The organism is Legionella impletisoli, assembly GCF_900639875.1.
GTDB lineage: Bacteria > Pseudomonadota > Gammaproteobacteria > Legionellales > Legionellaceae > Legionella_A > Legionella_A impletisoli.
This window is the reverse complement of the sequence record NZ_CAAAIA010000004.1, coordinates 94,541-108,319: the sequence shown is the minus strand read 5'-3', so window position 1 is coordinate 108,319 and position 13,779 is coordinate 94,541. Positions and strand designations below refer to the sequence as shown.

The window sequence follows — 13,779 nt, the reverse complement described above, 5'->3', positions numbered from 1 at the left end:
TTAAATGAGACCCTTAAACCGAAAAAACGCGCTTATTGATCACCATCCTCATTGGATGCTCGATAGTCACATCCTTCATGAGGGCAAAGGATTTGCCGACCTGAACGTTTGGTTTCTTTTATCGTTAGAATAGGCCACCCACATTGCGGGCAAGGTTTATTGATCGGCTCATTCCATAAAGCATAATCGCATTTAGGGTAATTCCCACATGAATAAAATATTTTTCCTTTGCGAGATTTACGTTGGAGAATAGTCGCTTCATGGCATTTAGGACATTCTACACCCGTATCTGATGGTTTTTCTAAAGGTTCGATATGACGACAATTCGGATAATTACTGCATCCAATAAAACGACCAAACTTGCCCGCTTTAATGTGAAGATCGCCCCCACATTCAGGACATTTTCGGTTTTCAATCACCTCTGGTTCAGTTTTTGTCGAGGCTTGGCTTAAATCTTGGGTATAGTCACATTCAGGATAAGCCGTACAGCCAATAAATCGACCGCGTTTTCCAAGCCTTATCGCAAGAGCGCTACCGCATTTAGGGCATTTCTCGTCGATTACTTCTGTTGTAACATCTTTTCGTTGTACTTGCTCATCAATGGAATGTACTTGGTCAATAAAAGGTTGCCAAAATTCTCGTAATACTGGGATCCAATCTTTTTCCCCTCTTGCAATCGCATCTAATGTGTCTTCTAAATGCGCAGTAAAGGTGTAATCGACATAACGATTAAAATAATTGGTTAAAAAATGACTTACAATACGGCCCACGTCTGTTGGGTAAAAACGTTTTTTCTCGACTACCACATATTCACGTTGCTGCAACGTATGGATAATGGATGCGTAGGTTGAAGGGCGTCCAATCTCAAATTCTTCTAAAGCCTTAACCAACGAGGCTTCAGAATATCGTGGCGGTGGCTCGGTAAAATGTTGATTAGCTAAAATATCCTGTAACGACACTTTGTCGCCAACGTCCAATGGAGGCAAAACGGTAGCTCCAGAGTCTTCTTCCTTAGACTCCTCTTTTACATCATCCCTTCCTTCATCATAAACGCTTAAAAACCCAGGAAAAACAACAGTTGACCCACTGGCGCGAAACATATTGCCCTCGCCACAAGTCATATCTACGCTGACGGTATCGAGTATTGCTTCGGCCATTTGGCACGCTATGGTACGTTTCCAAATTAACTGATACAGCTTAAATTGATCGGATGTTAAAGCCTCTTTTACCATAGTTGGCGTTCGTTTAATGGAAGTAGGTCGTATCGCTTCGTGTGCTTCCTGAGCATTTTTTGATTTGGTTTTGAAGACCCGAGGACTTTTTGGACAGTAAGAACCACCATATTGTTGCGTAATATAAGTTCGTATCTCTTCTATTGCTTCAGAGGCTAGATTAACAGAATCAGTACGCATGTAACTAATTAAACCAACCGTTCCTGTACCAATGTCGATCCCTTCATACAGTTGCTGGGCAACCATCATAGTTTTACGAGCGGTAAAGCCTAATTTTCTAGCTGCTTCTTGCTGCATTGTTGAGGTAATAAACGGAGCGTAAGGGTTTCGTTTACGCTGCTTTTTCTCAATATGTTTAACCAGAAGAAATCCGTTGGCTTCTTTAAGTAGCTCTGTTTTAACCTTTTGCGCGAAGTTTTCTTCAGTAATTGTAAATTGTTGAATTTTTTCATCTTTAAAATGAGTAAGGCGTGCTTCAAAACTCGTTGAATCGTGTAAGCATTTGGCTAAGATGCGCCAATATTCTTTTGCCTCAAAACGTTCAATTTCTTCTTCACGTTCAACGATCAATCGCAATGCAGGACTTTGCACTCTTCCAGCCGATAGGCCTCGTCGCACTTTTTTCCAGAGTAAAGGTGATAAATTAAACCCCACCAAGTAGTCTAACGCACGTCTTGCCTGTTGGGCATTCACTAAATCCATTGAAATATGACGTGGGTGTTCAATCGCTTCTTGAATCGCCGATTTAGTAATTTCATTAAAAAATATTCGGTGTACCACCTTATCTTTTAATAAATTGCGATTGTTCATCAGTTCATAAACATGCCATGAAATGGCTTCACCTTCGCGATCAGGGTCAGTGGCAAGTAAGAGTGCATCGGCTTTCTTTAACGCTTTCGCAATGAGTTCAATATGACGTGTATTTTTTTCAATAGGCGTGTAAGTCATCGAAAAATTATGGTCCGGATCAACTGAACCTTTGCGTGCGGGAAGATCTCGTACATGACCATAAGAGGCGAGCACATCATAATCTTTTCCCAAATATTTTTGGATAGTTTTGGCTTTGGCGGGTGATTCTACGATCACAAGATTTTTAGTCATGCAATATTAAACCTGTCTGTCCTGTGTTCTGGTTGTTAAAAATCAATGAACGGTATACTCATCTTCTTTTTGATAGAGCACAAGATCAAGAAATGCAAGTTGATCTGGATTGAGTATTTCAGCCAGCACATTTCGAACCGTCCATTTCGCTTCCTCCAGGGTCACAATCCGTGAGTCCGAAAATATCAACTGGTTTATGATTAATTCCATCGTATCCGGATGAATCACATCCCAAACCAGCATGCGCATTAAAAACTGATAACTGGCTTTGGTGAACTTCATTTGCTCATGGTAAGTAAACACCCTCAAAGAGGTATGCTTGGGTGATTGAAGGATTTCTGCTCGGATTGTTTCAGCAGAAAGTTCGGACTTCGTTTCGAGGCTACTTGGTTGCAGACTAGTATCAGACGCCGCTTTAGCAGAAGTGCTTTCTTTAAGCTCCGATAAGGTTTTTTCAAATAAGCTCAATAACATTTCAAACAAGCTATCTTTCATATCATACACCTCATGTAGCCGCCAGGGACAGCTTTTACAATCCCCTTGATTTCTAAATCAGCCAATTCGCAGGCCACTTGTTCCACGTTGTATCCGCTGCGAGCACTGATTTGATCAACGGTCGTCACTTCAAACCCAATGCACTTTACTAGGTTTTCATTCTGTATGGCAAGGCCAATTAAAGGTTGCGAGTCAACGGATTGTGTCATCGACAAATTTAATTCCATCAAAATATCCTCCGTTGAAGTTACTAACTTTGCACCTTGCTGTAAAAGATGATGACATCCTCTAGCTTGCGGATTATGTATTGAGCCTGGTATCGCAAACACATCGCGATTTTGCTCTAACGCCATGCGCGCCGTTATCAATGATCCACTTTTTATTGCTGCCTCAACAACCAAGGTGGCCAATGACAAACCACTTATTATACGATTTCTACGGGGGAAATGTCCAGGGATAGGCGAAGTTCCTAAGGGAAATTCCGTTAAAAGTAGTCCATTTTTAATGATGCGTTCGGCTAAAGCTTGATGACGATTTGGATAAATCCTATCCATGCCCGTTGCCATCGCAGCGATGGTACAACCGTTAGCTTTTAAAGCCCCTTGATGAGCCTCAGCGTCTATACCTAGGGCTAAACCACTGACAACGGCGATATGCTGTCTTGCCAATTCATAAGCAAAACGATGTGCAGTTTCTGCGCCAATTATCGTAGGCTTACGACTTCCTACCATGGCCACCTTAGCTTGATTGAAAGCGGTCAAATCTCCGCGAGCATACAGTACGGGAGGTGGATCATAAATCTCAAGCAATAACGATGGGTAATGTTCATCTTCCCAGGTTATTAAATGATTTAATGGTTCTTCTTCCCAACGTAGATCGATTTCAACTTGATTTAAGTCAAAGGAGGAAATGGCTGCGGCAAGACTAGTGCTAAGTCCTGCATCCACTAACTGATTCGTCGTGCATTGAAACAATTCTTCTAAGTTAGGCCACCGAGTTAATAACTTTGAGACCGTGCGCGGTCCAATTTGTGCAATCCGATTTAAAGCTAAAAAATACGGTTTATTCATGGGTTTGTCACAACATCCATTGGCCGGACCGCTCTGGTAGAGCGAACCACTAAAGCAAAACTAGTGCATGAAAACGTCCGAAATACCATTACCTCTCCAAGACGTTCGGGAGGTAACTCAACACAGTTTGGCGGGCATTTGGGGTTTGGGACCACACGACCCGGACTATACACACCTAAAACATCCCCTGCTTGTAACCCTGAATTTTTGCCACGATTTAACACCACAACTAATCCCACAGCACCTTGGGTATAATCACCTGGAAGATCAATAATTTGTCCTTTCACTGGAACATTTGGTGCTTTAGGCTCAAACGAAATGTCAAATCCTGGGTAATTGTTGGGCATGACCCGGTCCATTTTTTCGACCCCTTGCATAATGTCCGTTAACATCACCACGGCAGGGTCCCCTCCTTGAACCAATTCCCCATAACCAACCAAAATCGCTTTATACCCAAGAAACTCATTGGTTTCTGGGTCTTGATAGCTACCACAAGGACGATAAATTCCATAAGTGAACGTTGCACCGGGAGGTGGAGGTGAAGGGCAAAGGTCTTTCACATACACCTCATCTCCTTGTCCACCTAATAGATGTTCTTTGGTAAATGCCACGATATACGGTGCGTTGGATAAACTATCTTTATCTAACACCAAAGAACCATCTAAAAAAGAGCGAATCTCGCTCAAAGGGATGGGAGGAATCGCTTCTTCAAGTGGCATTGGACGCATGTAGGGAGAGAGTTTGATTGTGCCATTAGACAAGACTTTAAGGTAAGGATTTTGTTGATAATAACTCAGTTCCAAAACAGCGCCAGGATAGAGGCGATTCGGATTTTTAATGGTTGGGTTGGCATGCCATAATGTTTTCCACTCCCAGGGATGGGCAAGATATCGGCTGGCAATATCCCATAAGGTATCTCCTGGTTGAACAACATAGCGAGAAGGCGCTTCAGCCAGAACGGTAACAGCATGCAAGGTCATGGACGTTAAAAAGCACACCAAAAACATCAAGTATCGCATGAACCAGTCCTTGTTAGATGAATTGACGACCTACCCTAGTATTATGGATAATACCACGCTTAACTATATTTGAAACAGATTTGATATGGCCATTCGTAAGATAATCTACCTTCCTGATCCTCGATTAAGGGAGGTATCCGCTGATGTTGAAACATTTGATGAGGAATTGCAAACCTTAATCGATGATATGTTTGAGACCATGTATGATGCCAATGGGGTTGGGCTTGCAGCGCCTCAGATTGGCATTAATCTTAGGTTATCGGTTATTGATGTCATTGGAGACAAATCACAGCAACTTGTCATTATTAACCCAGAAATTATCAGCACCGAAGGTGAACTTGAGTATCAAGAAGGTTGTTTATCCGTTCCTGGAACGTATGACACGGTAGTCCGGGCCGAAAAAGTCACCGTTAAAGCATTGGACCGTTTTGGCAAACCGTTTGAACTTGAAGCACAAGGTCTTTTGGCAGAGTGCCTGCAGCATGAAATTGATCATTTAAATGGTAAGCTTTATATCGATTTATTATCCCCCTTAAAACGTGCGCTTGCTAGAAAAAAACTTGAGAAATTCAAACGACAGAAGTCCCGTTCATGAAGCCATTAAAGATAGTATTTGCCGGTACGCCCGAATTTGCGTTACCCAGTCTGAGTGCTCTTTGGAACTCTCATCATCATTTAATTGCCGTTTATACCCAACCTGACCGTCCGGCTGGTCGTGGCCGAAAACTTCAAGCTTCTCCTGTCAAAGAATGGGCTATAAACCAGAACATTCCTGTTTATCAACCCCTTAATTTCAAACGCCAAGAAGAAATTGAAACACTGGCTGCTCTTGCCCCGGATGTCATGGTTGTTATTGCGTATGGTTTATTACTGCCTTGCTCTGTGCTCGCTATTCCTCGTTTAGGATGCATCAATGTCCATGCGTCGTTATTGCCTAAATGGCGCGGAGCTTCTCCAATTCAGCACGCCATTTTGCATGGTGATCTTGAAAGTGGTGTGACCATTATGCAAATGGATAAAGGCATGGATACTGGCGACATGCTCACCACCACCCCATGCACGATTTCAGAAATCGAAACTGCGGCAACCTTACATGATAAGCTTGCAAAGCTTGCCATTGAGCCCTTATTAAATACATTGGACCAACTCGCTGAAGGGACAATGAACGCAACAATACAAGATCATAACTCTGCCACTTATGCACCTAAAATTAAAAAAGAAGATGCACGCATTTATTGGGACGAATCGGCAGCCATTATTGATCGTAAAATCCGTGCGTTCAATCCATGGCCCGTGGCGTATACGCATATAGAAGATACCATACTACGCATTCATCAAGCACAGATTATTCCAGAAAAAAGTCAGCAACCTCCAGGGACGATTCTAAAACTGAATAAAGAAGGCATGACTGTAGCAACCAGCGACAATGTGCTGTTGGTAAAGCGTATCCAATTTCCAGGAGGAAAAGCAATGAATGTGTCGGATTGGCTTAATGCTGGTCGCCGTGATTTACAAGCAGGCCTGATTTTAAAATGAAAAAAAACGAACGACTACAAGCGTTACGTATTTTATCGAAGTTGCTGCAAGATAAAGTTTCTCTCTCAACCTCGCTACAACATCCTAATCTGACCCCTTTAACAAAAGAACTTTGCTTTGGGGTGTGCCGTCATTATCTGCGACTAGAATGCCTTGCTGACGGATTAATGGCTAAACGCCCGAAATCCTTAGAGGTATGGATAGCGCTTTTAATGGGTATTTACCAGCTTCATTTTTTAAGGATCCCAGATTATGCGGTGGTTAAAGAGACGGTCGCCTTGATGGATTTAATTAAAAAATCCTGGGCAAAAGGATTGTTAAATGCAGTTTTGCGCCGTTTTGGTCAGCAGCAAACTAAGCTTATTACAGAGTATGATTCTAATCCAGTCTTTAAATACAACCATCCTCAATGGTTTATCGAAACAATGCAGCGTCATTGGCCAAAAGATTGGGAAACAATACTTGCTGCAAACGATACCCATCCACCAATGACCCTCAGAGTGAATCAAAAGCAAGTAAGCCGTGAGCATTATCTGGCTCGTTTAAACGATTTAAAGCTTAAAGCAACCCCCTTAGACTATTCTTCTTATGGCATAGAACTGAAAAATCCCATCCAGGTTCACGACTTGCCAGGATTTAGCGAAGGAGATGTATCCGTACAAGACCAAGCTGCTCAATTAGCAGCACAAGAGCTCGACTTAAAACCTGGGTTGCGTGTCCTGGATGCCTGTTCTGCCCCAGGAGGTAAAACGTGTCATATTCTTGAAACAGAACCTCGTCTTGCCGCTTGTATCGCATTAGATATTGAACCTAAGCGGCTCAAACGAGTCGAGGAAAATCTTGAGCGCTTAAAGCTTAAAGCCACGATCAAAACAGGGGATGTTCTAAAACCTGACACTTGGTGGGATGGTAAGCTTTTCGATCGCATTTTATTTGATGCACCCTGTTCTGCAACAGGAGTAATTCGTCGTCATCCAGATATTAAATTATTACGTACTCCCGAAGAAGTGTCTTTTATTGTCACCCTTCAGAAAGACATGTTAACGACCTTATGGCCGTTGTTAGCTCCAGGAGGGCTTCTTCTCTATGCCACGTGCTCTGTTATGCCAGAAGAAAATGAACAACAGATGAAGGCATTTGCCGAGTCACATAGAAATTGCCACATTAATCAAGAATCCAAACCTTGGGGACGATCCGTTGGTTATGGATGGCAGATTTTACCTGGAGATAACAACATGGACGGCTTTTTTTATTGTGCGCTTTATAAAGCTAGAACCTAGGGAATTTTCTGAATATCAGGTTAAATTTAACCGAAATTCTTGTGATGCGCTGAGCAATTTAGGTTAAAATACGGTGTGTTTCAATCGATTCGGAATGACTAAATATGACAATTAATTGGCCGCTCATCTTCTTTTTAATTGCTCTTTGCATTCCTGGAATTGTTATAGCCATCCCGCGATTAATTCACTTTTTGCTTAAGGATAACTCAGCTGAGTTAAAAAAGCGGATCAGCCGCTTTGCTGTAGGTCAAACCCTACTTATGGTCTTTATCATGAGTTTAGCAGGCAGCTTATTATCAAAATCATCCCCTTTAGACGCCCCTATTTTATCTCCACTTTTAAAAGGAGATACAATCGTCTTTAATATTCAAGATAGTTTACTACCGGTATTTGGCATCACGATAGTGGGATTAATCATTTTTTTAGGCTTATATTATGGTGTATTTACCCGTTTTATCGCTAAGCCTGAACAACACATCATGCGATCCTTACGTCGTGTTTTAGGCTTAGATGGGTGTATGCTTTACAGCGGTGTTTCGGATGAAATCATTGCTCGTTGGGGCTTAATGAATGTCACAGCATTTTTTGGCTTTTTATTCACTGGCCATTACAGCGATGCGATCATTTGGACAGCGATTATTGTCAGTGGAGTTTTATTTGCACTTGGACAGTTGCCTACTTATCTTGCTGCAGGTTGTAAGGCCAGCCGAACGTTTCTCTATGCCTTAGTGCTGTTAAATGTGTGGCAATCCATTGTTTTTGGTTTTATCTTTTGGCATTACGGATTATTAATGGCCATAATGGCGCATATGATCTTTCATGTGGGTTGGTGGCAATATGATAAGCCCAACGCTCAGGTTAAAGCATGACGGTCCAATTTAAGCTTTTACCCATCGAGCAACTTCATCGCGGAAAATACCAGCCACGCGAATCGTTCGATCCAGAAGCGCTTAAAGAACTTGCAGACTCGATAAAAACGCAAGGACTTATTGAGCCAGTCATTGTACGACAAGAAACGCCTAATACGTATGAAATCATCGCAGGCGAGAGACGCTGGCGAGCAGCACAGCTTGTCGGCTTGGCTGAGATCCCTTGTCTTATAGGAGATTATACAGACGAACAAGCAGCCGCAACGACCCTTATTGAGAACATTCAACGCCAAGATTTAAATGGTTTAGAAGAAGCCTCAGGTTACCAACGTTTAATCAATGAATTTCATTTCTTGCAAGATGAAGTAGCCATTCTGGTTGGAAAGTCGAGAAGCCATATTGCCAACTGTTTACGACTTTTAAGCTTATGCAAAGAAGTCCAGGTGCTTATCCGACAAAACACACTCTCTCAGGGGCATGCTCGTATGTTGGTCGGTTTGCCTCCAGAAGTACAAATAGAATTGGCAGAAAAAATTATCCAACAAGGATGGTCTGTCCGACAAATTGAAAAAGAAGTGCGTACTATAAAAACCAACCCCAATCCAACACTCGCCGCTCCTTCCTCCAATGATATTCAACATCTAACCAATCACCTTTCTGAACAATTTGGCGCTCCAGTTGAACTTTCAGCTTCACCAGAGCAAGGTGGATGGCTCAAAATAAAATTTTATGATAATGACACCCTCGAAGGACTTCTGGAAAAATTAGGGATGAGCTATGATTAGCATTCAAAACTTAGTCTAAGGTCCCAAATGAAACGGATTTTGTCTAGTGTACTTTTTATTGTTCTCACTTCCATCGCCTCAGCCGCAAGCTTACAAAAAGCCGCCGACAGACTCATTGATCAAGTTGATCCAGCAATTAATATTGGCGTTTCTGTCGTTGATTTAAATACGGGTGATACTATTTATCAACGAAATCCCATGCGCTCTTTTATTCCAGCAAGCAATATGAAATTATTTTCAGATGCCGCCGCTTTAATGGCTTTAGGACCAGATTATCGTTATAAAAGCCAATTAAGCACGAATGCCTTGATGATTGAAAACGGTGTGCTGAAAGGTTCTCTATATCTTCACCTTCCTGGTGATCCATCCTTTAATCAAGATGATTTATCGTCGTTGTTAGCGAGCTTAAAGTCTTTAGGTATTAAACAAATACAAGGCAATATTATTTTATTAAGCCAAAACCGGTACATCACACCTCAAGCACCCGGATGGATGGTAGAAGATTTAAAACATAGCTATGGCGCACCAATTGCCCCATTGATCCTCGATGAAAATCGCTTAACTGTTACCGTCAATCCTGCACACAAACCTGGTTTGCCTGCACTGGTTGAAACCAATAATCCTAGCGGAAATTGGCTTATTAATAATCAAGTTAAAACCAAACCCAATGCGCGTTCATGTGGCGTCGATTTCAGTATGGACCGAGAAAATCGCTTAACTGTTCGAGGGTGTGTGGGTGTTGGTCAATGGGCTGTACAACAACGCATCCCTATTCGTAATCCATTGCGATATGCCCAAACGCTAATTCGTCAAAAACTACTGGATATTCATATTAAGCTCGATGGAGAGGTTATATTAGGAAATAGCCCAGGAAATTTACTTCTTTTAAGCAGCCATCGCTCAAAACCAATTGCCCAATTAATGGCAGATACGTTAAAACCCTCAGATAACTTATATGCAGATAGCCTATTTTTACATGCGGCTGCTAAATTAAATGGAACCCCACTGAATTGGAAACTGGCACAAGAAACGGTTAAAACCTTTTTGCAAAAGCAAACAGGAATTAATCTTGAAAACGCCGTATTAACGGATGGATCGGGTTTATCCCGCTACGACCAATTAACACCACAACAAACCGTGGGATTATTACGTTATTTGCATGATCGCTTTCCCTTAACCTATGAATACATTGCCGCTCTACCTATTGCGGGACACGATGGAACACTACAACGAAGATTCCGAAAACCAGGACAACAAGGTTTCATTCGCGCCAAAACAGGCTACATGACCGGTGTCGTTAGCTTATCTGGCTATCTTTACACTGCCAATGCGCATACCCTTGCGTTTGCCATTTTTATTAACGGAATGCCTGGTACGAGTCCTCGAATTTCTGGACGATATCGTTATTTAGTGGATGCACTGTGCGATCATTTTCTTAAGCAAAAACCAAAACATCATTTTATCCAGCTAGCAAAAAATCCCCATTTAAGAGTAGCTTATCAAAATAACCCACTACAATCTGAGGTAAAACGCAGTAAAGAGGCTCGTTGGCGAGGTCTAGAGTCGACTTTAAAACATGAATTAACAGGCGTTGCAATTATTTTTAGAGGCGATGAGTTAATCCTTAATGATTACAATAAAGATATCCACACCGTCTGGTCGTCCTTACAAACCGTTCGCAAAAAATATCCCTTTGGCGTTCTATTGGAAAGCGCACAAATTCCTAATTCACAAGGCAATCTGCCCTTAATGTTATGGATAAAAAAATCACAAGCCAGCGATAATCCCTATCGAGTCTGGAAAGTTCGTGAAACGGTAAGCTGAATGAGGATGTTTAATTCAACAAAGTCCACAAAACTATGGACAACGCCCGTAAGGTTCCCTTAATCTTTTTACGTTAAACTACTTAAAGTCAGTTCGATATCAAAATTCAAATTTTTTCTGGTATCAAGCTGGCTTATGTTGAAAGGAGCCCGTACAAAAAGCTTCGCTTAGCCATAAAAGTCATAAATGATTTCTCTCGAACTCACGTGACTTATAATTTCTGATAGGTTGGGGATAATAATGAGACAGCCGCGAATTTTTGGATACCTATTTAATTGTGGGTTGCATTTAATCACACCAGAACTAAAAAATGAAATTAGTCAGTATGCCAAAAATAAAAATTACAATAACCAGCATAATGATGCCTACCACTTACTTAAAGATTGCTTTGCAGATTTCTATGGCTTTAATAAAAAAGAGTTTTCCTGGGAAGTCTTAGACGAGATATTGGCAGAATATAATCCGTTTGAAACTCAATTGATTTTAGGACCTGTATTACGCCGTTTTATGGAGTCTAAAATACCCCCAGAAAATGTTTTAAAAACCTTTTATCCAAATCCTTCCGATCGCATGGGATTTACAACCATTAATGAAGATGGACGTTATCGAAACCTTGGCCCTGATGAACTTGGTTGTTTTGTTACCAAACACCTGGGATTTACAATAATCTATCAAAAAGAAGCCCAATCCCCACAAAACATCAATGCAGATAACCCAATAACTCAAATATACATACATCATCATGGAAGTCTTGATAAAGGTCATTGGGAGCGAACAAGTGATGTCACGCAAATAGACGGTAGTGTTTTATCGAAGCCATTTCAAGACATTGCATTGAAGTTTGGAGAAGGTCAACGTCAAACCACTCTAGACGCATTAGAAGATTTAAAACATAAAATTAATCCTAACATCCACCTGCAGCATAGGATTACCTTTAACGCTCAGGCACGACCTGATCCAGCTCCAAATTACAGTTTTTTACTGAAAGCCGGTGCTTTTTTAGCATCCGCTTTGTGTGTGGCGGCGTTTGCTGTTGCTGCCTTGGCGTGGGTTGGTCTTGTGGTAATTGGAAGCATTGCTGCTCCACCTGCGGCTGCGGCCTTTGCTTTAGCAGGACTTGGAGCGGGTGTATGCGCTTACGGCTTATTTAAAACGAGTCAACGTGACAATTCAACGATTGAACCTCAGCCTGCATACCATAAGCTAGTATAGAATTAAAGATGATTGACATGCCGTTTCAGTATATCCAATTCATCCTGCAATTCAGTAATTTGATCTAACAACTCCAAAGCAAGAGCTACCCCAGGAGTATTGATGCCTAGATCATATTTTATTCTTAAAGCCGATTGAATCCGAGCCAATGCATAATAATCAAAGGTTGATCGTTTTATATTGTTTGAAGGGATTTCAACAATTCCGTGTTCGACCAGTTCAAGTAGTTCTTCTTCAGCAATCTCATACTGCTCGCATACCTCGACAAAGGTTATAGACGAATTTTCATCCATTAGTATGCCCGCAATGATTTTCTTTTCTGCCATTGCTAAACCCTCATTTTTTCGCGTGGATTAAACGGCATTTCTTCAGCCATTTTTTGGTACAATTCACGAGCTAACTCCGTTTTAGGTTCTGGGATCATGATTTTTAAAATCACATACTGATCACCTGGAGGAGTTCCTGGCATGCCTCGTTGTTTTAACCGAAGCTTTTGCCCAGCCTGTGAATCAGAAGGTATTTTTAAGTCCACTTTACCTCCGAGGGTTGGTACAGGTATTGTGGCACCTAACGCGGCCTCCCAGGGTGTGATGGGTAAGGTAAGATACACATCTTTTTCTTTTACATCGAAATAGGGATGCTTTTCGAGATGCACTTTCAAATATAAATCGCCTTTTTCTCCCCCTCCAAACCCTGGGCCTCCTTTTCCAGAAAGGCGAATTTGTTGGCCTGATTTAACACCTGAGGGAATTTTAACACGAAGAGTTTGAGACTTTTGGCCAGGAACAGCTGCGGGAATTTTGAGCTCTTTAACGGTCCCTTTATAGGCTTCTTCAAGAGAGATATGAATCTCGCTATGATAATCAGCTCCCTTATAGGCTGGTTGCTGGCGCTCTCTTCGTTGATGCCCACCAAAAATAGACTCAAAAAAATCCTCATCAAATGAAAACCCTTGCTGAGGCCCGGCTCCCTGCCAAGTATATTGCTGTGAAGTCTGACCGGCTCTAGGCCCCTGCTCCCAATCCATTCCATATTGATCATACAATTTACGTTTTTCTGGGTCTTTTAAAACCTCATACGCTTCACCGAGTTCTTTAAATTTTTCTTCCGCCTGTGGTTCTTTGCTAATATCAGGATGATATTTTCGAGCAAGCCTGCGATACGCCATTTTAATCTCTTTTTCAGACGCATCGGACTTAAGTCCCATAATGTGATAGTAATCTTTCTTAGCCATAAGAAAATGATGACCTATAAATTCTTTTGATAATCAGATTAGCAGATACTATCTTTTTTTGCGATCCATTCATTACCTTTTGAAACCTTGTCTATAATTTTATTAACTATTTGTAAATACCT

General features: G+C 41.6%; 13 protein-coding genes. 7 read left to right on the top strand and 6 right to left on the bottom strand.

Translation table 11 applies throughout. From position 1 onward, the window contains the following. Positions 1-32: 32 nt before the first annotated feature. Genes topA through E1O41_RS05750 form a run of 4 tightly spaced genes read right to left on the bottom strand, consistent with a single transcriptional unit; the run spans position 33 to position 4,917 of the window. On the bottom strand, positions 33-2,333 hold the full coding sequence (gene topA / locus E1O41_RS05765) for a type I DNA topoisomerase (RefSeq protein ID WP_131776373.1): 2,301 nt from the start codon (positions 2,331-2,333) through the stop codon (positions 33-35). 42 nt (positions 2,334-2,375) lie between these two features. Then, entirely contained in the window at positions 2,376-2,828 is a 453-nt protein-coding gene (locus E1O41_RS05760; protein WP_131776372.1) for a DUF494 family protein, read from the bottom strand. Further along, positions 2,825-3,898 (bottom strand): DNA-processing protein DprA, encoded by a 1,074-nt coding sequence (gene dprA, locus E1O41_RS05755; RefSeq protein WP_131776371.1) that lies wholly within the window; start codon positions 3,896-3,898, stop codon positions 2,825-2,827. The genes E1O41_RS05760 and dprA overlap by 4 nt, the downstream gene beginning before the upstream one ends. After that, positions 3,895-4,917, bottom strand: a complete 1,023-nt coding sequence (locus E1O41_RS05750) for a LysM peptidoglycan-binding domain-containing protein (RefSeq protein WP_131776370.1) — start codon at positions 4,915-4,917, stop codon at positions 3,895-3,897. Before E1O41_RS05750 ends, dprA begins: the two co-directional genes overlap by 4 nt. A gap of 85 nt (positions 4,918-5,002) precedes the next feature. On the opposite strand from E1O41_RS05750, the gene def reads away from it, so the two are divergent. The 7 genes from def (at position 5,003) to E1O41_RS05715 (ending at position 12,423) form a co-directional block, all read left to right on the top strand. Next, positions 5,003-5,512, top strand: coding sequence for a peptide deformylase (gene def / locus E1O41_RS05745; protein ID WP_131776369.1), 510 nt, complete (start codon positions 5,003-5,005; stop codon positions 5,510-5,512). Next, on the top strand, positions 5,509-6,453 hold the full coding sequence (fmt, locus tag E1O41_RS05740; protein ID WP_131776368.1) for a methionyl-tRNA formyltransferase: 945 nt from the start codon (positions 5,509-5,511) through the stop codon (positions 6,451-6,453). Before def ends, fmt begins: the two co-directional genes overlap by 4 nt. Continuing rightward, on the top strand, positions 6,450-7,733 hold the full coding sequence (gene rsmB / locus E1O41_RS05735) for a 16S rRNA (cytosine(967)-C(5))-methyltransferase RsmB (RefSeq protein ID WP_131776367.1): 1,284 nt from the start codon (positions 6,450-6,452) through the stop codon (positions 7,731-7,733). Before fmt ends, rsmB begins: the two co-directional genes overlap by 4 nt. Positions 7,734-7,837: 104 nt before the next feature. Next, positions 7,838-8,602, top strand: coding sequence for a CPBP family glutamic-type intramembrane protease (locus E1O41_RS05730; protein ID WP_131776366.1), 765 nt, complete (start codon positions 7,838-7,840; stop codon positions 8,600-8,602). Continuing rightward, on the top strand, positions 8,599-9,387 hold the full coding sequence (locus E1O41_RS05725) for a ParB/RepB/Spo0J family partition protein (protein WP_131776365.1): 789 nt from the start codon (positions 8,599-8,601) through the stop codon (positions 9,385-9,387). Before E1O41_RS05730 ends, E1O41_RS05725 begins: the two co-directional genes overlap by 4 nt. A 27-nt stretch (positions 9,388-9,414) precedes the next feature. After that, positions 9,415-11,211: a D-alanyl-D-alanine carboxypeptidase/D-alanyl-D-alanine endopeptidase gene (gene dacB / locus E1O41_RS05720; RefSeq protein ID WP_131776364.1), complete on the top strand. Its 1,797-nt coding sequence runs from the start codon at positions 9,415-9,417 to the stop codon at positions 11,209-11,211. A gap of 240 nt (positions 11,212-11,451) precedes the next feature. After that, complete coding sequence (locus E1O41_RS05715; RefSeq protein WP_131776363.1) at positions 11,452-12,423, top strand: hypothetical protein; 972 nt, start codon at positions 11,452-11,454, stop codon at positions 12,421-12,423. Between the two features lie 2 nt (positions 12,424-12,425). Here E1O41_RS05715 and E1O41_RS05710 read toward each other — a convergent pair whose 3' ends face one another. Together E1O41_RS05710 and E1O41_RS05705 are read right to left on the bottom strand one after the other, a co-directional pair. After that, on the bottom strand, positions 12,426-12,749 hold the full coding sequence (locus E1O41_RS05710; RefSeq protein WP_131776362.1) for a chaperone modulator CbpM: 324 nt from the start codon (positions 12,747-12,749) through the stop codon (positions 12,426-12,428). A 2-nt stretch (positions 12,750-12,751) separates the two neighbouring features. Next, positions 12,752-13,657 carry a DnaJ C-terminal domain-containing protein gene (locus tag E1O41_RS05705; RefSeq protein WP_131776361.1) on the bottom strand — a complete coding sequence of 302 codons (906 nt, stop codon included), beginning with the start codon at positions 13,655-13,657 and terminating at the stop codon, positions 12,752-12,754. Positions 13,658-13,779 lie beyond the last annotated feature (122 nt).

Coding starts and splice junctions, on each gene's coding strand:
- topA (WP_131776373.1), bottom strand. CDS start 2,333: ATGACTAAAAATCTTGTGATCGTAGAATCACCCGCCAAAGCCAAAACT.
- E1O41_RS05760 (WP_131776372.1), bottom strand. CDS start 2,828: ATGAAAGATAGCTTGTTTGAAATGTTATTGAGCTTATTTGAAAAAACC.
- dprA (WP_131776371.1), bottom strand. CDS start 3,898: ATGAATAAACCGTATTTTTTAGCTTTAAATCGGATTGCACAAATTGGA.
- E1O41_RS05750 (WP_131776370.1), bottom strand. CDS start 4,917: ATGCGATACTTGATGTTTTTGGTGTGCTTTTTAACGTCCATGACCTTG.
- def (WP_131776369.1), top strand. CDS start 5,003: ATGGCCATTCGTAAGATAATCTACCTTCCTGATCCTCGATTAAGGGAG.
- fmt (WP_131776368.1), top strand. CDS start 5,509: ATGAAGCCATTAAAGATAGTATTTGCCGGTACGCCCGAATTTGCGTTA.
- rsmB (WP_131776367.1), top strand. CDS start 6,450: ATGAAAAAAAACGAACGACTACAAGCGTTACGTATTTTATCGAAGTTG.
- E1O41_RS05730 (WP_131776366.1), top strand. CDS start 7,838: ATGACAATTAATTGGCCGCTCATCTTCTTTTTAATTGCTCTTTGCATT.
- E1O41_RS05725 (WP_131776365.1), top strand. CDS start 8,599: ATGACGGTCCAATTTAAGCTTTTACCCATCGAGCAACTTCATCGCGGA.
- dacB (WP_131776364.1), top strand. CDS start 9,415: ATGAAACGGATTTTGTCTAGTGTACTTTTTATTGTTCTCACTTCCATC.
- E1O41_RS05715 (WP_131776363.1), top strand. CDS start 11,452: ATGAGACAGCCGCGAATTTTTGGATACCTATTTAATTGTGGGTTGCAT.
- E1O41_RS05710 (WP_131776362.1), bottom strand. CDS start 12,749: ATGGCAGAAAAGAAAATCATTGCGGGCATACTAATGGATGAAAATTCG.
- E1O41_RS05705 (WP_131776361.1), bottom strand. CDS start 13,657: ATGGCTAAGAAAGATTACTATCACATTATGGGACTTAAGTCCGATGCG.